This is a genomic window from Streptomyces sp. DT224 (genome assembly GCF_049844595.1).
Classification (GTDB): domain Bacteria; phylum Actinomycetota; class Actinomycetes; order Streptomycetales; family Streptomycetaceae; genus Streptomyces.
Map to the genome: position 1 here is coordinate 254,461 of NZ_JBNCLI010000008.1, position 19,953 is coordinate 274,413.

Consider the following 19,953-nt stretch of genomic DNA (forward strand, 5'->3'; position numbering starts at 1 on the left):
GGAGCGCCGAATCTCAGAGCCTTCTGATTTCGCGTCGCTACCGTCCGGGCCCATGGTGCGCGACTATCTCATCATCGGGGCCGGACCGGCCGGACTTCAGCTCGCCGCTCTGCTCGAACGCGACGGGCGCGACTACATCGTCCTGGAGCGGGGGAGCGGACCGGGGACCTTCTTCACCCGGTATCCCCGCCATCGCCGGCTGATATCGACCAACAAGGTGAACACGGGCTTCACCGACCCGGAACTCAACCTGCGCATGGACTGGAACTCGCTGCTCAGCGACGATCCGGAGCTGCTCTTCACCCGGTACAGCGAGCGCTATTTCCCGCCTGCGGACGACCTGGTGCACTACCTGGCCGACTTCGCGGCCCGTACCGGCGTGCGTGTCGAGTACGGCACGGAAGTCGTCCGGGTCACCCGGGCGGACGGCGTCTTCACCGTGAGCGACGGTGACGGACGAACCTGGCAGGCCAGGAGGCTCGTCATGGCGACGGGTATCTCCCGGCTCTACGAGCCACCCATCCCGGGGGGCGAACTCGCCGAACGGTACGACTCCTTCGACCCCGACCCGGCGTCCTTCACCAACCAGCGGGTGCTGATCATCGGCAAGGGGAACTCCGCGTTCGAAACCGCCGACGGCCTCATCGAGAAGGCAGCGGTCATCCATATGGCCGGTCCGCACTCGGTCAAGCTCGCCTGGAAGACCCACTACCTCGGGCACCTGCGCGCGGTGAACAACAACTTCCTGGACACCTACCAGCTGAAGTCACAGAACGCGGTGCTCGACGGCACCGTCGAGAGCATCGAGAAGACGGCGAGCGGTGGCTACCGGGTCATGCTGCGCTACGCACGGACCGTCGAGCCGTTGCGCGAGCTCCACTACGACCGGATCATCGCCTGCACCGGCTTCCGCTTCGACGCCTCCGTCTTCGACGAGACCTGCCGACCGGCGCTCGTCATCAACGACCGCTTCCCCGAGCAGACCTCGTCATTCGAGTCGGTCAACGTGCCGGACCTGTACTTCGCCGGCACGCTGATGCAGCAGCGGGACTTCAAGAAATCCACCAACGGCTTCATCCACGGATTCCGCTACGCGGTCCGGGCGCTGCACCGCATCCTCTGCGCCCGCCATCTCGACACCCCCTGGCCGGCCCGGACGCTCACCGCGACGCCGGACGCGATCGCGGACGCCGTCATCGCCAGGATCAACCGTTCGTCGGCGCTCTGGCAGCAGTTCGCATTCCTCGGCGATGTGGTCGGCGTGGAGGGCGACCGGGCCGTGTACCAGGAGGAGGTCCCGCTGGACTATGTCACCGACGGAAGTCTCGGGCCCGCCCCGCACCGGTTCGTCATCGACCTCGAGTACGGAGCCGAGCACGACCAGGCCGACCCGTTCGACGTGGCTGTCCCGCGCGTCGTCGAGAACGACGTGGACCACGCCATGGACTCCACGTATCTCCATCCCGTCGTCCGCCACTACCGGGACGGTGTGCTCGCCGGAACCCACCACCTGGCGGAGAACCTGGAGAACGACTGGAACCTGCCGGAGGTCCACCGCCGGCCGCTCACCGACTTCGTGAAGGAGTGCCTTGACTGAGCAGTTTCCCGGCGCCGTACTGGACATCCTCGAAGCGGCGGGCGACCGGCCGGTGTTCGAGCACGCCGGCGTGGAGATCTCCGGAACCAGGCTCCTCGGCACCGTGCGGCGCGCGGTGAACGGCCTGCGCGGCCACGGCGTCGGACCCGGCGACGGTGTGGCCATGCTCCTGGGCGTCGGCCCCGGAGCATTCGCCGCGATCGTCGCCGCCCACGTCGTCGGCGCACGTGTCGTCGGCGTGCGGCCCGGCCTGACCGAGGAACAGCGGAAACACCTCGTGCGAGACGTCGAAGTGACCGTCACCGACCGGCCCGACGACACCGGTGACCGGGGGAACGGCCTGATCCTCGCGCTCGACGACCTGCTGGCGGCGGCGGACGACGGTGTCCGGCCGCAGGTCCTGGCCCGGCCCGGGGACACCGCCCGGCTCCTGCACACCAGCGGCAGCACCGGCCTCCCCAAGGCGTGCGCCCAGACGTACGCGGCGATGACCGCGGGGTGGGCGCACCGGCCGGACGCCTGGCCGCCGGCCGTCCGCGAACTCGCCGGGCGCCTCGACCGGTTCCTGGTGTTCGGCACTCTGGCCAGCCAAGTGATGATGGAGTACGGACTGCTGGCCCTCGCGGCCGGCGGCACCCTCGTCACCGCCGACCCTCCGGACTTCCCCGGCGCCCTGGTGCGTCACCGGGCGACCGCGAGCGTGATCACGGTCGCCCGGCTGACGAGGCTCGTGGCCGCGCAACGTGCAGCGCCGGTGGACCTCGGAGCGTTGCGCGCGCTGATGGTGTCGGGGTCGCCGCTGGAGCCGGGGCGGATGCGGGAGGCCGCGGAAGTGCTCGGCCCCGTCGTCTTCCACGGCTACGGCCAGACCGAAACCGGCATGATCTCGATGGCCGTCCCGGGGGAGCCGCCGGGCTCTCTCGGAGTGCCGCCCGTGGAACTGGAGATCCGTGACGCCTCGGGCCGCCCGGCCCCGCACGGTACCGACGGCGAGATCTTCGCGCGTACCCCGTCCCAGAGCCACGGCTACTGGCAGGAACCCGCCCTCAGCGCCGAGGTGTTCTCCGGCGGATGGGTGCGCACCCGCGACGTCGGCCACCTCGACGCGTCAGGCCGGCTGTGGCTCACGGGACGGACCCGGGACGTGATCATCGTCAACGCCAACGTGTACTACGCCGGGCCCGTCGAGCGGCTGCTCGCCAGCCACCCTTCGGTGGCCGAGGCGTACGTCGTAGCCGTACCGGACGACCGTACGGGCGAGGCCGTCCACGCCTTCGTCGTCCCCGCGTCCGGTCGCACCCCGGATCCCGCCGAACTGCGGGCGCTGGTGGCAGCGGGCGTGGGGGAGGAATGCGCTCCGGCCCGGCTCACCGTCATCGAGGAGGTACCGCTCACGGCCGCCGGAAAGCCCGACAAACAGCGGCTCGTCCAGAGGAGTTAGCGGACCGGGCCCCGCCCTCGTCACGAGGGTGGGGCCCGGTCGTGCCGCCGGCAGTCAGGGCGTCATGCCGCCGTCCCGGCCCGTCGGAGGCGCCGTCGGATCGGCCCGCTCGACGGCAACGGCCTCACCGCGCACCAGAGCGTCGAGTTCGGCCTCCAGCCGAACGGCTTCCTCGGGGGATTCCTCAGCCGTACGCGGATTGCTGCCGCGCAGCGCCACGGCGCCGCCCGCCACGGCCATCGGCAGGGCGACGAGCAGCGCGGCGGTGCGCATGCCCCCCGGTGCCGAAAGCACCAGGGCGATGAGCGGAGGGCCGAAGGCACCGCCGGACTTGCCGACGGCCGCCGCCCAGCCGCCGGCGGTCCCCCGGATGGCCAGGGGAAAGACCTCCGCCGTGTAGGGGCCGATGAGCGCGATGACCCCGGCGGTACCGGCGAACAGCAGAATCACGGCGGTCAGGAGAACCGGCTCGCTGCCGTCCATGCCCACTGCGGCGAGGACGAGCAGGGCCGCGACGGTGAGGGCCGCGTAGAGGACCATGGTGCCCTTCGCCGACCAGCGTTTGTAGAGCCACGCCGCCACCGCACAGGTCGGAATGGACAGCAGTGAGGACAGGAACAGCAGTGTGGCGGCGGACATGCCTCCCTCGTGTGATGCCTCCAGCTGACTGGGCAGGAAGGTGATGAAACCCCAGTAGACGAGGCCCCAGGCGAGGGCGTAGCCGCTGACGACCAGCGTCCTGGTCGTCTGAGGGTGCGTGAACAGGGCAGAGGCGCGGACGTGCTCGCGCCGGGCCCGCTGGGCCGTGAAGGCCGCGGACTCCGGGATCCAGCGGTTCAGCGCGATGAGGATCAGCACCAGGGGGAGCTGCGCGAACCACAGGACGCGCCACCCCGTCAACGGGATCAGCAACGAGGCCAGCCCGGAGGCCGCCATATAGCCGCCGGTGGTGGTGAGGCCGGCCTGCAGCACCATGACGGCGGCGCGCCGCCCCGGCGGCAGACTCTCGGTCATCAGGGCGTACACGACGGGGAGCATGCCTCCGGCGGCCATCCCCATCAGCGCGCACATGACCAGGATGCCGCCGAAGGACGGCATGGCCCCGCACACCGTCGTACCGAGGAAGAGCAGGGACGCGATGAGGATCGTCGCCCTGCGTCCGATCCGGTCGGCCGCGCGGCCGCCGACGAGTGATCCCAGTACGGTGCCGCTCAGCGCGACGGTCGGCAGCCAGGAGATCTCGGCGGCGCTGAGCTGGAACTCGTCGCGCATGCCGGGCTGGATGAACGCCAGGGTGGCGGGCTTCATCTGGTCCACCATCAGCGCGAAGCTCAGCACACCGATGAGACGGCGCCGGTGTGCCTGAGATGTCCCGTCCGGAACGGAGGTCCCGGCCTCGGCCGCACCGGGACTCTGTACGACCGCGCATCCGGAGACCACCACGCCCACGGCGATGGCGGCCATCGCGGCCCACATCACGCCGGACATCCCCATCATCGCCATGTGAAAGCCCATGGACCTGGAATCGACGAACATCCAGACGTGCTGGCCGACACCCGTACACGTGAGGGCCACACCTGCCCAGAACATCAGCGGCCGGGCAATCAGGGAGGGGGGCCGGGCGGGCGAGGTCATGCGCTCACCTCGCGGCAGCCCGGGCACGGCTCGTGGGGCGTCATCCGTTGCCTCTCTCCACCTCGGGCACAGGGCACCCTCCGGTCCGCCGCTCCTCGAAATACCGGGTGGCCGGGCGCTGTGTGCGGGCGTGCAGGACCATGACCGTGCCGAGGAGCAGTTGGCGGACGCCCCGGGTGACGTCCTCCACCCCGTCCCGCAGCCGGACGAACCCGCGGAGCGCGCCCAGGCGGCGGGGCCGGGGCGGCAGGCCGTGCGGGATCAGCAGACAAGGCGCCCGATGCGGGAGGGAGCGGGTGTGGGAGGCCGTCGAGTCCAGCCGGAACCGGTGCAGCACCTCCCGTACCGCCGCGCGCAGAGCGAGTGGCGACAGCCGCCAGGCCGGGCAGGGGCGGTTGGCCGCCACGCCGTACGGGATGTGAGGGGCGTCCTTGACGGCGAGGTCCGCCCAGCGGTCCGGGTCGAACACGTCGGGCCGCTCGTATCCGGTGGCGTGGTAGCCGGGGTAGCTGAAGCACACCACGGAACCGGTCGGCAGAACCGTCTCCGGGTCCAGGTCGATGTCCCCGGTGGTGATGCGGTGGGCGATGCCGAACAGCGGATACAGGCGCATCGTCTCGTCGAGCACCCGCGTCAGATACGCGTCGTCCTGCGGATCCGCGCGGAGGCGCCGCTGCACCTCCGGGTGGCGGGCCACGGCGAGCAGCACGTGCGCGGTCGCCTCGGACAGCTGCACGACCGCCGTGTTGAAGAAGGTCCCCTGCAGGTAGTGGACCTGCTCAGGCACCGACAGGGAGGGCGGCAGCCGGTGCGGTACGTGGCCGGCCGCGACCCGGTCCCTCAGGTAGCCGGTGAGCCGGGCCCGGCGGCGCGGATGGCGCAGACCGGTGCACTTCAGCGCGGATATCACGTCGTCGGCATGCGCGGTGATCAATTTCCGGGCCAGTGGCGGGCACGGCTCCTGGAAGACCAACTCGTAGCAGAACGCGGCCCACGCCGGCATCACCAGGTCCCGCAGCCGTACGAGACTGATCCGCGTGTCCGGCACCGCGTCCAGCGCATCCCCTACGGCACGGGCGGCAGCCGCGGTGAGGTCCGCCGAGTTCCCGGCGACGATGCGCCGCGTCGTCGCGGCCACGTCCTGGTAGCGCGTACCGGGCTCCAGGTGCTCCTGGTGCACCTCGGGTCCCGGCGCCAGCCAGTACCAGAACAGGTCGGAGAGACCCGCCCCCTCGCTCCGGCCGTTCGCGTGGGGGTGGGCGTAGACCCGCTCGAACACCTCCGGACCGTGCGTGGCGTTCGGAAGGGTCACCGCCCGGTCCCCGTTGACCTTCTCGAAGATGCGGACACGCAGCGCCACCACAGCGCGCGGCAGCCACCACGCGTCCGTACCCGTACGGGCCTTCACCACGTGCTCCCCTTCCGTACCACCATGCCGGACCTCAGATCGGTGTTCCGGCGCCCACCGCACAGGGCGAGCGTGTGGTCGTACTCGTCGCGCAGCGTCGCGAGGACCCGTCGCACGCCCGCCTCCCCGTCGGCGGCCAGGCCCCACACCACGGGACGTCCGACGCCGACGGCCCTGGCACCGAGCGCGAGGGCCACCGCGACGTCGCTTCCCCGGCGCACCCCGCCGTCGAGCAGGACCGGGGCCCGGCCCGCGACCGCCGCGACGACCGCCGGAAGGCAGTCCACGGCCGCCGGGACCGCGTCGCACTGGCGGCCGCCGTGGTTCGAGACGATCACCCCGGCCGCGCCGTGCTCGACGGCGAGGCGCGCGTCGTCCGGATGGAGGACCCCCTTGGCCAGCACGGGCAGCGAGGTGCCGCGCACGGCCTCGGCCAAGTCCGGCCAGCGGAGCGCGGCGGACATCGGGATGGCGGTGAGCGCACCGGGTCCCGCGCCGGGCAGGCCGCGCATGTTCTCCGCGGCGTATCCCGGCGGCAGGTCGGTGAACCCGTTGCGCAGGTCCCGGGTGTGCCGGCCGAACACCGGCGAGTCGACGGTCACCACGAGGGCCGTGCAGCCGGCGTCCTCGGCGCGCCGGACGAGCGCCCCGGTGACCTCAGGGCGCGGATGCAGGTACAGCTGGAACCACACGGCCGGGTCCGGGGCCCCTTCGCGTGCCGCCGCGACGACATCGGACACGGCGACGGTGGCCGCCGTTCCCGTCACCAGCACGGCACCCTCGGCCGCGGCGGCACGGGCCGTCGCCCGCTCGCCGTCCCGGTGCGCCAGGCGGTGGAAGGCGGTCGGTGCCACGAACACCGGGGACGCCTGCGGGGCGCCCGGCAGATCGACGCCGGTCTCCCGCGCCTCACCACCGCTCAGCACCCGCGGCAGCAGCGCGTAGCGGTCGAATGCCCGCTCGTTCTCGGCCAGGGCACGCTCCTCGCCCGCGCCGCCCGCGACGTAGTCGTAGACGACCGGGTCCAGTACCTTCCGCGCCCTTTCGTGGAGTTCACGGAGTGTCACGGCGCCACCGGGGCGGCCGGGCTGCGCCGGGCGGTGAGGAAGGCGTCCAGCGGGGCGCGGTGGACCTCCTCGCTGTCCCACTCGTTCTCCAGGTTCTCGGTGAGGTGGTGGTCGGCCACGAACTCGCCGTCCCGGTACCAGCGGACGACCGGATGCAGATAGCGGCCGTCCAGACCCGACACGTCCTGCTGGGACTTGCGGCCGGCACCGACGTCGAAGGGGTCCACCCGGTCGTGGTCCTCCCCGTACTCCAGCGTGATCACCGCGTACGCCTCCACCTCGCCGAACTCCCCGGCCCGCACCGCCCCCGGCACATGGTCCACGGGCACCTCCTCGGCGTAGCGGAACGTGCCGTCCGGGGCGAGCAGCAACAAGTCACCGAGGACCGCGAACTGCTGCCACAGTGCCGAGGAACGGTTCACCCGGCTGATCACCGCGTCGACGGCCCGCTCGGTGGAATCCCCGATCACCGTCGTGGGCCAGGGCACTTGGGCGTGGCGCTGCCGCAGACCGCGGTACAGCGCACGCACCGCGTAGCGGAAGCCGTGGATGAAGCCGGTCGTCGCCTTCCCGAAGGAGCGCCCCTGCATCAGGGTCCCGGCGAAGTAGAGACCGGGTACGTTGACCGACTCGCCGAGCGGCGTCAGATCGGGGAATCGGCCGTCGACGATCACCTCCGGTGCGCAGGTGTCGTCAAAGACCGAGGTGTCGAACCGGAAGCCGGTCGCGACGATCACCCGGTCGTAGCGGATCTCCTTGACGACCTCGTCGACCCGCTCGAAGGCGATGGGGACGTGGAAACCGTCCTCGTCACGCCGGATGGCCAGGACCCGGCCGTCGAGAAGGGCGTTCTGCGACTTCAACTGGTAGCTGTCCAGGAAGTTGTTGTACACGGCGCGCAGATGTCCCACGTAGTGGGTCCGCCAGGCCATCTTCAGCGAGCCCGAGCCGACGAGGTGGATGACCGCCGCCGTCTCCATCAGGTTCTCGGCCGTCTCGAAGGCGGAGTTGCCCCGGCCGATGATGAGCACCCGCTGGTCGGTGAAGGACTTCGGATCGGTGTCGATCGTGTCGTAGCGCTCGGCCAGTTCGACGCCCGGGATCGCGGGCAGGTTCGGGACGGGCATCCCGGTGGCGACCACCAGATGCCGGGCCCGCCACACCTTGCCGGTGTGGTCGGTGACGGCGAACCCCTCCCCGTTCCTCGAGACCTCCGTCACCTCCGTGTCGTACCGCACGCGCACCCCGGTCCGGGCGGCGAAGTCCGACAGATAGCGCACCAGGTCGTCGGCGGGCGGGAAGTAGCGGGGGCTGTACCGGGTGAACAACAGCTCCGGGTCGTCGCTCAGCAGGGAGTTCCAGTCCATCCGCAGCCGCAGCTCCGGATCGTCGTACCCCGTGTGCACCTTGTTGTTCGAGATGAGGTAGCGGTGCCTGGGGAACCGGGTGAAGAACGTGCCCGGACCGCTGCCGCGTTCCAGGACGACGTAGTCCCCGCCGTCCCGCTCCAGCAGCGAGGCGAGCTGAAGTCCGGCGGGCCCCGCACCGATGATCAGGTAGTCATGGGTCATGCCCCGGAAGCTAGCCACCCGATTTCAGAGCACTCTGAGATTGCCCGCCTACCTTTCCCGACGTGCTCACCACCACGGACTCCCTCTCCCTCACCGGCCCTCTGGACTCCGCCGCCCTGCGCCGAGCCGCGACACCGCTCACCGTCACCGTGGACGCCTCCGCCCGAGCCCGTGTGGACCTCGGACGCCGCTTCTTCCACGGGCTGCGACACGGCGACGGCAGCGGCGCCCGCCCCATCTACGGCGCCACCACGGGCTTCGGCGCACTCGTCGGGTACGCCGGCCGCCCCGACGAGGCGGACCAGTGCGACAACACCCTCGCCCACCTCGGGGCGGGGCAGGGACCGGATCTGCCCCACGAGGTCTGCCGTGCCGCCCTCCTGCTGCGCACCTGGTCCCTCGCCCGGGGCCTCTCCGGCGTCTCGCCCGAGGTCGTCGACCGCCTCGCCGCCATGTTCGCGACGACGTTCTCGCCCGCCGTCCCCCGCTACGGGTCCGTCGGCGCGAGCGGCGACCTCATCCCCCTCGCCTACGCGACCCAGGCACTCCGCGGTCGCGGGTACGCCTATCTGGAAGGCCGACGCATGGCGGCCGGCGAGGCGCTGGCCGCCGCCGGGCTGCGCCCACTCGACCTGGACGGCCGTGATGCCCTCGCCCTCGTCAACGGCACCTCCGTCACCACCGCGGCCCTGGCGCTCGCCCGGGACAGCGTCCGCGACGCACACCGCTCGCTCACGGTCCTCACCTGCCTCCTGGCCGACCTGCTGGGCTGTGACCCCGGCTTCCTGGACGACGACCTGCTACGGGCGTACGGGCACGCCGGGGCGGTCGACGCCGGCGCGCGCATGCGGCGGACGCTCACCGGCCTCAGCCCCTCGGGAAGCCGGCCGCTCCAGGAGCCGTACAGCATCCGCTGCACCCCGCAGTTGCTCGGCGCCGCGGAGGACGCGCTGGGCTACGTCGACGGCGTGGTCGCCGCTGACCTCGGCGGCGTCAGCGACAACCCGCTCTTCTTTCCCGGCCATGCCGACCGGGAAGGGAAAGTGGTGCACGGCGGCAACTTCTTCGGCCAGCCCGCCGCTTTCGCGGCCGACCTGCTGGCGTCCGTGACGGCCCAGCTGGGCAATCTCGCCGAACGCCAGCTCGACCTGCTGACCGATCCGGCGCGCAACGGGGGACTGCCGCCGATGCTCGCCACCGCACCGGGCCTTCAACACGGGCTGCAGGGCGTGCAACTCGCCGCCACCGCGTTCGTCGCGGAGATCCGCCGCAACGCCACACCGGCCGGCATGCAGAGCCTGCCGACGAACCTGCACAACCAGGACGTCGTCCCCTTCGGCACCCAGGCCGCCCTGCGGTCCCACGACATGGCGGAACTCCTCGGCCTGCTCACCGGATCGCTCGCGCTCGGCCTGCGCCAGGCGGCCCATGTCGGCGCCCGCCGCCCCACCGCGCCCCGGTGCGCGGAACTCCTCGACGCTCTCAGCGAGGCGATTCCCCCCGTCGAGCCGGACCGCCCGCTGGACCGGGATGTCCGCACCGCGGCCCGCCTGGTCGCCGCGCACGCGACACCGTGACCGGTTGCGCCTCGACCGGCCGGGCTTCGGCCACGACGCCGGGCGGGGCCGCGCACTCCGGAAGGCGGATGGTGAACCGGGCACCCTGGCCGGGACGCCCGTCGGCCGCGACCGTACCCCCGTGGCGCGTGACGACCTCCCGCAGCAGCGCCAGCCCCAACCCGTACCGCCCGCCATCGCCGCTGCCGCGGTGGAACCTCCGGAACAGCTGCTCCACCGCGGCGGGCTCGAACCCGGGCCCGGTGTCCGCGACGGCCAGGAGCACCGTCCCTCCGGAGCGCGAGAGGACCATCTCGATCCGCCCCTCGGCCGGGGTGTGGCGGATCGCGTTGGACAGCAGCTCACCGACGGCGCGGCGCAGCGCGGACTGGACACCGTCGACGAAGAGAGGATACGGGGGACCGTCCACGACGACGGTGAGACGACGTGCGCCCACCCGGTCCGACTCCTCGGCCACCACCGACCGGGCCAGCGCGACCAGTTCCACCGGCCGGTGCTCCGATCGCCGTGCCGGGCCGGCCGCGAGGCTCGCGGACAGCAGCAGGTCGTCGAGCACCTCGCCGAGCCGCCCGGTCGAAGCGACCAGCCGGGCCAGCGTGTCACGATGCGGGCCCGGCAGATCCTGGTCGGCCGCCTGCCGCGCCAGCATCTGCGCCCGCGTGTGCACCTGGGTGACCGGGGTGCGCAGCTCGTGACTGGCATCCGTGACGAACCGGTGCTGGCGGGTCAGGGCCTCCGCCAGCGGGGCCACGGCACGACGCCCGAGGACCACCCCCGTGACGGCCGCGGCCAGCAGCCCCACCGCTTCGGCCACCGCCAGTGCGAACCAGAGATGGCCGCGGTCGGCCAGCTGGAAGCGCATGTCGAACACCGCCTGCACGACGTCTCCGTCGGCCCGGGGCTGGGTACGCACCAGATAGACCGTGTGGTCACGCTCCACGGTGCGCTCCACGGCCTCACGGGTGCTGAGGGCCTCGTCCATGTCGGCGCGCACGGGGAATCCGCGGGGAGCGTTGGACAGGGTCTCCACGCCGGGTGCGTACAGCCACGTACATACGGGAGGCTTGGCCGGGTCGCCGTACATGGCGCCGTAGCGCAACTCGCGCCACACCTGATCGTTCTGCGCGTCCACCATCACCGTGTGCGCCACCCCGCCGACGACCGTGACCAGCAACGTGATGATCGCCCCCGTGATCACGGCGATCCGCAGGCGCGCCCGCCGCACCGCCGCCCACTCGGCCGACGCCGGCGGATTCACAGCGCCCCCAGCCGGTAGCCGAGACCGCGGACCGTGCGCACGACGCGCCTGCCCAGCTTGCGGCGCAGGTAGTAGACATAGGTGTCGACGATGGACGAGGCGGGGGCCTCCTGGAACACCAGCCGGCGCAACTCCGTCCGCGTGTACACCGTTTCGGGGCGCGAAGCGAGTGCCCACAGCAAAGCGAACTCCCGGGGCGCGAGGGCTATCCGTTCGCCGTTCGCCAGCTCGACTTCCCTGCGGCCGACGTAGAGGTGCCCCGAGCCGATTCTGAGTACATCGGCGGCATCTAGGGCCCGTCGGCACAAGGCTCTCAAGCGCGCGCTGAGTTCGTCGAGGTCGAACGGCTTCACGAGGTAGTCGTCGGCGCCGGCGTCCAGCCCGTCGACCCGGTCGTGCACGGTGCCCATCGCGGTCATCAGCAGCACGGGCGTGCGCACGCCACGGGACCGTAACCGGCCCATGAGGTCGAGGCCGTCGAGCCCCGGCAGGCGCCGGTCGACGGCGAGCACGTCGTACTGCCGGGAGAGGCCGAGATGCAGGCCCTGCTGGCCGTCGGACGCCACATCGACCGCGTATCCCTCGCCCCGCAGTACATCGGAGAGCATGCCGGCCAGCTCCCGGTCGTCCTCGACCAGCAGCAGCCGCCACGGCCCCCGCGAGTGCTTCTGCGCCACGGTCCAACTCCCCTCGTCCTCCCCGCAACCCGTGACAACGCCCCTGCGGGGGAGGGGGTTCCCACAGCGCAGGCCGCCGGCTCGGTGGCGGCCGCTGGAGGCCGCTGGAGGCCGCAGGCCCGTTCCTCGGACGCCGAAACAGCCGGTTCGGACTGCCGGACGGTCGCCACCCGGACCGGCGCGGGCAGGCGGAAGGCGGGCACCCGGATCCCGGCGGCGCCTGTCAGGCCAGTTGGCCGAAGGCATGGTCGGCATCGGCCACGGCTTCGGGGCGGACGTCGTGGGCGGTGCGGCCGGCGGCGATCTTCTGCCAGTTGGCCCGGGCGAGTACCCGTTGGACCGCGAGTACCTGGGCGGCCAGCAGGCGTGCCCGGACGCCTATGCCGAGGGCATCCGCCAGCGCCTCTTCGTCCTCCAGCTGATACCGGGTGAGCCGCCCCGCCAGGCTCGGTGTGCTGAACACCAGCCGATGGAACGCCACCACCTCGGGATGGTCGCTGAGGCCGGTGACGGGGTCGTACCGGTCGAGGCCGGCCCGGAAGTGCCGGTGCAGCGCCGTCACCGGTTCGACGCCGGACCTACGGTCGCGTACGACGCGTGCCGCCTCGCCCTGGTGATCGGCGAACCGGTGCAGCACCAGGTCTTCCTTGGTGGGGAAGTACCGGAAGAGGGTCGGCTTGGAGACCTCGGCCGCCGCGGCGATGTCGTTGACCGAGACGCTGTCGAAACCGCGCTCCAGGAAGAGCGACACGGCCGCGTCTCCGATGACGTCCCGCGTCCGCTCCTTCTTGCGGGCCCGCAGTCCCTTCGCCTCGCTCATGGGACCACCGTAACATTCATGACCGAGTTGCGTTTTTAACTCGGTAACGTTTCTATGAGTGGCATGCATCAGACAGACATTCCTCCCGTGCTCGTCACCGGCGCGACGGGCCGGATCGGCCGCGTCGTCATCGATCAGCTCCTCGGCGCGGGCGTGCCGGTCCGAGCCCTCGCGCGTCGTACTGAGGCGGCGGCGATGCTGCCTCCGGAGGTCGAGGTCTTCGCCGGTGACCTCACCGTGCCCGAGTCACTGGACCCGGCGTTGCGCGGCGCCGGTGCGGTCTTCCTCGTGTGGACCGCTCCGCCCCGGACCGCCGCGGCAGTCGTCGAGCGGCTGGCGGCCCACGTGCGACGGGTCGTTTTCCTCTCCTCCCCGCACCAGACGCCGCACCCCTTCTTCCAGCAGCCCAATCCCATGGCCGAGCTCCACGCCGGCATCGAGCGGCTCATCGCGGCCACCGGACTCGAGTCGACGATCATCCGGCCGGGAATGCTCGCGTCGAACGCTCCGGCCTGGTGGGCACCCGCGATCCGAGCCGGGGAAGTCGTCCGCTGGCCTCACAGCGCCGCCGAGACGGCACCGGTCGACGACCGTGACGTCGCAGCCGTCGCGGCGCGAACCCTCTGCCTGGACGGATACGCCTCCTCCGACTACGTCCTCACCGGCCCCGAATCGATGACCCAGGCCGAGCAGGTGGACGTCATCGCTGACGTCCTGGGACAACGGATCGCCTTCGAGGAGATGACGCCGGACGAGTTCCGAAGGCTGTCGGAGGGCACGGCGCCCGGCTCGGTCGTCGACATGCTGCTCGCCGCGTGGAGCGCGGCGGTCGGACAGCCGGCGTACATCACCACTGCGGTGGCCGACGTCCTCGGGACGGCGCCGCGAACGTTCCGTCAGTGGGTCGCCGACCACACCACCGCGTTCACGAAGGGTGTGTAACCCCCGGAGACCGCGCGGGACCGGCCAAGTACGCCCCCGCCCACCACAGGAGATGAATGCGGTTGCGGGGGACCCGCGAACCCGGTGAGGTACCCCCATGGACGGTGGCACGGAGCAGATCCGGCGGACGAGGTCAGGAAGGGAACGCAAGGTCGTGCCACGACCGGTTCCATGGCGCGGGCCGGTGGTGCTTGCGGCCCTGATGCTGGCGGCCTTCACCTTCAACACCGCGGAGAACCTGCCGATCGGCCTGCTCGAGGTCATCTCCGACAGCCTGCGGGTGTCTGCGCCGGCGGTCGGACTCCTGGTCACCGGGTACGGCGTCACCGTGGCCGTCGCGTCCGTGCCGCTCGCCCACGCCGTGAGGGCAGCGCCCCGGCGCCATGTACTCACCGGACTGCTGGCCGCGCTGGTCGTATCCAGTCTGGCGGCGGCCCTGGCGGCCTCGTACTGGTCGCTTCTTACGGCGCGGCTGCTGACCGCACTCGCCCAGGCGCTGTTCTGGGCCGTGATGGGGCCGGTCGCGGTGGGCCTGTTCGCGCCCGGGCTCCGTGGGCGTGTGATCGGAGCGCTGTCCGTCGCCGGTTCGCTCGCCCTCGTGCTGGGTGTCCCCGCCGGGACCTGGCTGGGGCAGCACAGTGCGTGGCAGGTGCCCGTCGCCGTGCTGGCCGGGCTGGGGCTCGTCTCCCTCGTGACGATCGCCGTCCTGCTGCCGACCTCGCGGCCGGAAGAGGAGCCCGCCGCCTACGGGACCAGGCCCGACGCCCGCCGGTTCGGGATCGTGCTGGCGGCCGGAACCCTGTCCGCCACCGGCGCGTTCGCCGGGTACACCTACATCGTGACGTTTCTGGGCGAGGTGAGCGGCTTCTCCCCGAGCGCGGTGAGTGCCCTCTTCGTGGTCTTCGGGGTGGCGTGTCTCATCGGGGTGAGCGTCACCGGGGTGGTGCTGGACCGCTTTCCGCAGGCCGCGCTGACGGGTGCCGTGGCCACGCAGGCGGTGGGGATGACCGGTCTCTACGCGGCCGGCCGCGATCCGGTGGCCGCGGTGGTGTTCCTGGTACTGATGGGCGGTGCACTCGGGCCGGTGTTCATGACCACCCAGCACGCGATGCTCCATTGCGCACCGGGCCGCACGGACCTCGCGCTCGCGGCCAATTCCGGTCTCTACAACGCCGGCATCGCGGCGGGCGCCGCGCTCGGCGGGCTGATCCTGCCGTCTGTCGAGGTGCGGGGCACGTTCCTCGTCGGCGGCCTGCTGACTTTCACGGCCTGTGCGGTGGTGCTCGGCGGCCGGCTCTCCGCAGCACGTCAGTAGCCCTCAACAACCCGAGTTACACCGATCGTTCGACAGACCCCCTCCCACTGCCGAGCCGTCACCTGGCTTTCCCGGGACGGGTTGTTGCGACCGTGCCGGTGATGGGCGGTGCCCTGGTTGTCGGCTTCGTGACGCCGTCATACCGGATCGGTGTCCGCGTCCGTGGTGGCGCCGGCCATCGGTCAGCAGGCTGGACGCAGGTCGAGGCGAACACGAGGAGACACCATGACCGCCTACTTCGACGGCACCGGCACCACCCCACGCATCCGGCGGCGGACCCCGCGGACCGCCTGGCACCGCCCGCTGGCGGTGTGCGCGGCGGCGATGGGGGCACTGGCCGCGTTCAGCGCGGTCGGCCTGCTGGTGGACGGTCGCACGGTGATGGGTGAGAACGTCTGGCTGAAGCCACTGAAGTTCGCCCTCTCCTTCGGCCTGTACGCGATCACCCTGGCCTGGATGATCGGCAGCGCCCGGACCCGGCGGCGCACCCTGTGGTGGCTGGGAACGCTGACCGCCGCTGCCTTCGTGCTGCCGGAGATCTCGGCCATCACCTTCCAGGCGGCCCGGGGCGTCCGCAGCCACTTCAACGTCGGCACCGCGCTGGACGGGGCTGTGTTCATGGTGATGGGTGGGGCCGCTTACCTGGGCTGGGCGCTGACCCTGGCGGTGGGCATCGTCCTGGTGCTCCAGCACCGGTCGGCACGCCGGGCGGTGCTGACCCGTTCGGCGCGGTCCTGGGTTCCGGCGGACGGGGCGGCGCGGGCGATGGCCTGCGCGGTCCCGCTGGGCGTGCTGGTCTCGCTGGCGGGCATGTCGGTCGGATACCTGATGACCGCGCCGACCCCGGATCAGGCCCAGGCGCTGGACGCGGGGGCGACCCTGGCCACCATCGGCGCGCACTCGGTCGGCGCGCCCGACGGCGGTGCCGGCATGCCCGTAACCGGGTGGTCGACCGGGTCGGGCGACCTGCGCGCGGCCCACTTCGTTGGTATCCACGCCCTTCAGGTCCTGCCGCTGGTGGCGCTGGCCGTCAAGCGGGCGCGGCTGGTGGCGGTCGCGGCGTTCGGCTACTCCGGCCTGACCGGGCTGCTGGTCTGGCAGGCCCGCCGGGGCCAGGCCCTGCTGGAGCCGGACACCACGACACTGCTGGCCGCGGGTGGACTCGCCGCGGTGGTGGCGGTGACGGCGGTGGCAGTGTCGGTGATCAGGCCCGAACAGCGGGGGCGGCTCAGCCGGGACGAACACGGAAGGACGCCGGTGGACGACTCGACCGACACGGAGGGTGCGGCCGCGGTGCGCCACGCACCCACCGCCGCGCGCGAAGAGGTGCGGGCGAGCTGAAGCAGGAGCGCGCCCTGCGCAGCCGTGCCCGGGTGCTGGCAGGTGCGGCCGGTGGGCCGGCCGCACAGAAACTGAGGCCCGTCGCGCTGCAGGAGGTGGCGGATCGCGCCGGGGTGACCAAGGGCGCGGCTGCGGCGACGATCGAGCCGACTCCGTAAGTGCTGATCATCTGCGACGCGGCAGCCACTTCTGGGGAGGTGTGCCGTCGGCCCGGCCCTCCGGCCGTGGGCTGGCCGTTTCGAAGGTGGTATGCGACGAGGCTGACCTGGTCGACTGCACAGGGCCGCGTCGACGCCAACTTCGCCCAGTCATTGCACAAGTGGCGCCACGCGGCGATGTTCCCGCCTGTGGTGGGTCATCCATGCTCGGGAGAGACGCCGACGGAGTCGGCGCGGTGGACCTGAGGGCCCCGTGTCCACGATTGCGGGTCAGGCCCGACAGGGCCTTGACCCCGAATCCGGGCCGGCCGCTCCGCCGACGAGACGGTGCCGGAGCACGAGATCGCCGACAACGCCGCCACGGCGGGCGCCGCGCGTGCCTCGTTCCGCGAGGACACCGGCGGCGTGCCCGAGGACCCGGCCCGCGCCGCCGCAGCCATCTACACCGCGGCCACCGCCGGTGACCGGCCCCCACCGGCTCCTCCTCGGCAGCCCTGCCCACGAGCTCTACGAGCTGCGCGCCGAGTTCACCGCATGGGAGGACCTCTCCCGCAGTGCGGACTTCCCCGCCCAGCAGTAGCCACCGGCTATCGCCGGCATCTGTCCGGGCCCGACCGGGCCTGAACAGATGCTGTCGGCGTACACGTGAACGTTCACGTGTACGCCGACACCGAGGAGCACGGCGACGTCGCCGACGTTCTGCGCCAACTGGAGGCCGCGGGAATGAGGCAGGCAATGGAGGCACATCCGGTGCACCGCACCAGCGCGTACCAGCACCTCCGGGACGGCGGTGGTGTGGTGCGGCGCGCTCCACCGCGCCACACCACCGGGCGCCACTGCGATGCGGTCTCGCGGCTTCGCCGCGCCTGCGGACGGTCACGGAATTCCCCAGGGGCGTGGGACCGGAATTCCTCAGGCGTCCGCCGTGGGCGCTGGCTGAAGGACGACCGCGTCTTCCGGTTTGCGGCCGGAGAGGAAGGACCTCTGCAGCGGGCAGCGTCCGTACCCGGTGTGGGTGTGAGGGGCGTGCGACTCCATGGCGGCCATGCTGGTCCCGCACTAAACGGATAGGTCATCCGAATATGTGCTAGCGTCACCTCCAGCAATCGGATGACCTATCCGTTTTTCTGCTTGAGATGGAGGGGCGTATGAGGAAAGCTGTAGTCACCGCCGGGACGGCCGGAATTGGTTTCGAGACGGCGCTGGGGCTTGCCGTCGCTGGCTTCTCGGTCACCGTGGTCGGACGCAACGCCGACAGGGGCGCCCAGGCGGTGGACCGGATCAACGCCATGGCTCCGGCGCATCCTGGGCGGTTCCTGGCCGCCGACCTCTCCTCGCTCGACCAGGTGCGTGCGCTGGCCGACCGGATCGCAGCCGAGCGCCAGGCATCAGGGGATCCGCTGGCGGTGCTGGTCAACAACGTCGGGGCACTGTTCCCGGAGCGACAGACCCTGGACGGGATAGAAGCGTCGTTCCTCGTCAACCACCTCTCGCCGTACTTGACGACGGAACTGCTCCTGCCCACGCTGGCGGCAGGTTCGCCGAGCAGGATCGTGAACGTGACCTCGGGTGCGGTCGGGGTCGCGAAGCGGGTGTTCGACGCCGTCGAGCCGCCCGGCGGCTACTACGGCTTCCACTGGTACGGCCGCGCCAAGCTCGCCAACCTCGCCTACACCCTCGACCTTGCCGCGCGGCTGGACGGCACGGGCGTATCGGTCTTTGCCGCCGACCCCGGGGGCGCCGCGACCGACATGACCAACGGCACCCTGACCGACCCGAAGATCGTCTCTCCCGCCCTGCGACTGTTGTGGCCGCTGGTGCGCCGCAAGTTCAAACGGTCCACGTCGGGCCCGGCGTCCGCGGCAGCCAGGCCATCGATCATCGCCGCCACCGACGACGCGCTGATCGGCAAGACCGGAGTCGTCATCGGTCCCCAAGCGTGTCCCGTCGCCCCGTTCGGCCCGGCCACCGACCGCCGCGTCGCCGAAGCAGTGCGCAGGCTCAGCGAAGCCCACGCTCCCGCCGTGGCCAGGTAGGCGCTACGCCTGCCTCCGGTGGACATCGGACCAGCCCGCCCCGACCCCGCGATGCTGGCCCCCCACCACCGGCAACCAGCCGGCCGAGCCCCTCGCGCACCCTTGCGGCTCCACGCCCCCACCGCCGTCACGCAGACGGGCAAATCCTGCTGCCGCCGGTCACTGGATAACAAACGCTGCACATAGTCACCCCCTGCCCACCCCTTCGCCAGATGAGGACACGTCCATGACCACATCAGTCCCGAACGCCCCTGCCCGCACCGTCCACGGCTCCGGCCCCGGCCTCCTCCTCGCCCATGGCGCGGGCGGCGGGATCGAGGCCAACTACGGGCCGATCATGGAAGGGCTCGCCGCGCAGCACACCGTTGTCGGGGTCGACTACCCAGGCTCAGGAAAGAGTCCCACCACGTCCACGCCCCTGGAGCTCGACGCGCTGGCGGACCAGCTCGTCGCCGCAGCAGACGCCGAGGGGCTCGACACCTTCGCCGTCTGCGGCTACTCGCTGGGCGGCCCGGTCGCGATCCGTGCCGCGGCCCGCCACCCGGAACGCGTCACCTCCCTCATCCTGACCGCCGCGTTCGCCCGTCTGGACACCCGTACCGAGCTGGCCGCTGCAATCTGGCACCAGCTCTACGAGTCCGGGCAGCACCTCCTGCTCGCCCAGTACCTGACCCAGCTGACCGTGAGTGCACCGGCGCTGAACTCCCTCACCTCGGAGCAGGTGCGTGCCGCCGCCCAGCAGGCCGCCTCTGCGCTGCCGCAGGGCACCAGGGCCCAGGTCGATCTGGTCCGCCGCGCCGACGTGCGCTCAGACCTTGCCCTGATCACCGTCCCGACCCTCATCGTTGTCACCACCGCCGACAACCTGATACCCGCTGCCCTCCAGTACCAACTGCATGAGGCCATTCCGGGCGCGCGGACCGCCGAGCTCGCCACCGGGCACCTACCCTTCCTGGAGCAGCCCAAGGAGTGGCTGGAGATCATCACCGGCTTCCTCGGCCGACGGCAGGACCAGGGCTGAAAGACCTCGCGGGCGGGGGGGGGGCCCCGGCCCCCCCCCCCCCCCCCCCCCCCCCCCCCCGGGGCCCCAGCGGAGTTTGGAACCCCCCA

Annotated in this window: 15 protein-coding genes; 8 read left to right on the forward strand and 7 right to left on the reverse strand. The window is 71.7% G+C overall.

The features are described 5' to 3' along the window. The first annotated feature begins 52 nt into the window (after positions 1 to 52). Positions 53 to 1,597 carry an NAD(P)-binding domain-containing protein gene (locus tag ACLQ2N_RS21705; protein WP_425815472.1) on the forward strand — a complete coding sequence of 515 codons (1,545 nt, stop codon included), beginning with the start codon at positions 53 to 55 and terminating at the stop codon, positions 1,595 to 1,597. After that, complete coding sequence (locus ACLQ2N_RS21710) at positions 1,590 to 3,038, forward strand: class I adenylate-forming enzyme family protein (RefSeq protein WP_425815474.1); 1,449 nt, start codon at positions 1,590 to 1,592, stop codon at positions 3,036 to 3,038. Before ACLQ2N_RS21705 ends, ACLQ2N_RS21710 begins: the two co-directional genes overlap by 8 nt. 54 nt (positions 3,039 to 3,092) lie before the next feature. Here the strand turns inward: ACLQ2N_RS21710 and ACLQ2N_RS21715 are convergent, their stop codons facing one another. The 4 genes from ACLQ2N_RS21715 to ACLQ2N_RS21730 are packed head-to-tail and all read right to left on the reverse strand — an operon-like array spanning position 3,093 to position 8,719. Beyond that, a complete protein-coding gene (locus ACLQ2N_RS21715) occupies positions 3,093 to 4,673 on the reverse strand; it encodes an MFS transporter (RefSeq protein WP_425815476.1) in 1,581 nt (526 codons plus the stop codon). 40 nt (positions 4,674 to 4,713) lie between these two features. Further along, a complete protein-coding gene (locus ACLQ2N_RS21720; protein ID WP_425815478.1) occupies positions 4,714 to 6,084 on the reverse strand; it encodes a cytochrome P450 in 1,371 nt (456 codons plus the stop codon). Next, positions 6,078 to 7,148, reverse strand: a complete 1,071-nt coding sequence (locus tag ACLQ2N_RS21725) for an alpha-hydroxy acid oxidase (protein WP_425815480.1) — start codon at positions 7,146 to 7,148, stop codon at positions 6,078 to 6,080. The genes ACLQ2N_RS21720 and ACLQ2N_RS21725 overlap by 7 nt, the downstream gene beginning before the upstream one ends. After that, on the reverse strand, positions 7,145 to 8,719 hold the full coding sequence (locus ACLQ2N_RS21730; RefSeq protein ID WP_425815482.1) for an NAD(P)-binding domain-containing protein: 1,575 nt from the start codon (positions 8,717 to 8,719) through the stop codon (positions 7,145 to 7,147). The genes ACLQ2N_RS21725 and ACLQ2N_RS21730 overlap by 4 nt, the downstream gene beginning before the upstream one ends. 62 nt (positions 8,720 to 8,781) lie before the next feature. Between ACLQ2N_RS21730 and ACLQ2N_RS21735 the strand changes: the two genes are divergently transcribed. After that, complete coding sequence (locus ACLQ2N_RS21735; protein ID WP_425815484.1) at positions 8,782 to 10,296, forward strand: aromatic amino acid ammonia-lyase; 1,515 nt, start codon at positions 8,782 to 8,784, stop codon at positions 10,294 to 10,296. Here the strand turns inward: ACLQ2N_RS21735 and ACLQ2N_RS21740 are convergent. From ACLQ2N_RS21740 to ACLQ2N_RS21750, 3 genes are all read right to left on the reverse strand, one after another. Continuing rightward, positions 10,202 to 11,554: a sensor histidine kinase gene (locus ACLQ2N_RS21740; RefSeq protein WP_425815486.1), complete on the reverse strand. Its 1,353-nt coding sequence runs from the start codon at positions 11,552 to 11,554 to the stop codon at positions 10,202 to 10,204. The genes ACLQ2N_RS21735 and ACLQ2N_RS21740 overlap by 95 nt on opposite strands. Beyond that, positions 11,551 to 12,231 (reverse strand): response regulator transcription factor, encoded by a 681-nt coding sequence (locus ACLQ2N_RS21745; RefSeq protein ID WP_425815488.1) that lies wholly within the window; start codon positions 12,229 to 12,231, stop codon positions 11,551 to 11,553. The genes ACLQ2N_RS21740 and ACLQ2N_RS21745 overlap by 4 nt, the downstream gene beginning before the upstream one ends. Positions 12,232 to 12,454: 223 nt before the next feature. Continuing rightward, positions 12,455 to 13,051, reverse strand: a complete 597-nt coding sequence (locus tag ACLQ2N_RS21750) for a TetR/AcrR family transcriptional regulator (RefSeq protein ID WP_425815490.1) — start codon at positions 13,049 to 13,051, stop codon at positions 12,455 to 12,457. A 63-nt stretch (positions 13,052 to 13,114) separates the two neighbouring features. Here ACLQ2N_RS21750 and ACLQ2N_RS21755 point away from each other — a divergent pair, with 63 nt between their 5' ends. The 5 genes from ACLQ2N_RS21755 (at position 13,115) to ACLQ2N_RS21775 (ending at position 19,864) form a co-directional block, all read left to right on the forward strand. Then, complete coding sequence (locus tag ACLQ2N_RS21755; protein ID WP_425815492.1) at positions 13,115 to 13,993, forward strand: SDR family oxidoreductase; 879 nt, start codon at positions 13,115 to 13,117, stop codon at positions 13,991 to 13,993. Positions 13,994 to 14,195: 202 nt separating this feature from the next. Further along, positions 14,196 to 15,308, forward strand: coding sequence for an MFS transporter (locus ACLQ2N_RS21760; RefSeq protein WP_425815768.1), 1,113 nt, complete (start codon positions 14,196 to 14,198; stop codon positions 15,306 to 15,308). Between the two features lie 225 nt (positions 15,309 to 15,533). Then, positions 15,534 to 16,649 (forward strand): hypothetical protein, encoded by a 1,116-nt coding sequence (locus ACLQ2N_RS21765; protein WP_425815494.1) that lies wholly within the window; start codon positions 15,534 to 15,536, stop codon positions 16,647 to 16,649. Between the two features lie 1,306 nt (positions 16,650 to 17,955). Further along, positions 17,956 to 18,843 carry an SDR family NAD(P)-dependent oxidoreductase gene (locus ACLQ2N_RS21770; RefSeq protein WP_425815496.1) on the forward strand — a complete coding sequence of 296 codons (888 nt, stop codon included), beginning with the start codon at positions 17,956 to 17,958 and terminating at the stop codon, positions 18,841 to 18,843. A gap of 226 nt (positions 18,844 to 19,069) precedes the next feature. After that, positions 19,070 to 19,864 carry an alpha/beta fold hydrolase gene (locus tag ACLQ2N_RS21775; RefSeq protein WP_425815498.1) on the forward strand — a complete coding sequence of 265 codons (795 nt, stop codon included), beginning with the start codon at positions 19,070 to 19,072 and terminating at the stop codon, positions 19,862 to 19,864. Positions 19,865 to 19,953 lie beyond the last annotated feature (89 nt).

What these genes read in the sequence shown, in the direction of transcription:
- ACLQ2N_RS21770 (WP_425815496.1), top strand. Translation starts at nt 17,956, where the DNA reads ATGAGGAAAGCTGTAGTCACCGCCGGGACGGCCGGAATTGGTTTCGAG.
- ACLQ2N_RS21705 (WP_425815472.1), top strand. Translation starts at nt 53, where the DNA reads ATGGTGCGCGACTATCTCATCATCGGGGCCGGACCGGCCGGACTTCAG.
- ACLQ2N_RS21755 (WP_425815492.1), top strand. Translation starts at nt 13,115, where the DNA reads ATGCATCAGACAGACATTCCTCCCGTGCTCGTCACCGGCGCGACGGGC.
- ACLQ2N_RS21775 (WP_425815498.1), top strand. Translation starts at nt 19,070, where the DNA reads ATGACCACATCAGTCCCGAACGCCCCTGCCCGCACCGTCCACGGCTCC.
- ACLQ2N_RS21715 (WP_425815476.1), bottom strand. Translation starts at nt 4,673, where the DNA reads ATGACCTCGCCCGCCCGGCCCCCCTCCCTGATTGCCCGGCCGCTGATG.
- ACLQ2N_RS21750 (WP_425815490.1), bottom strand. Translation starts at nt 13,051, where the DNA reads ATGAGCGAGGCGAAGGGACTGCGGGCCCGCAAGAAGGAGCGGACGCGG.
- ACLQ2N_RS21765 (WP_425815494.1), top strand. Translation starts at nt 15,534, where the DNA reads ATGACCGCCTACTTCGACGGCACCGGCACCACCCCACGCATCCGGCGG.
- ACLQ2N_RS21730 (WP_425815482.1), bottom strand. Translation starts at nt 8,719, where the DNA reads ATGACCCATGACTACCTGATCATCGGTGCGGGGCCCGCCGGACTTCAG.
- ACLQ2N_RS21760 (WP_425815768.1), top strand. Translation starts at nt 14,196, where the DNA reads ATGCTGGCGGCCTTCACCTTCAACACCGCGGAGAACCTGCCGATCGGC.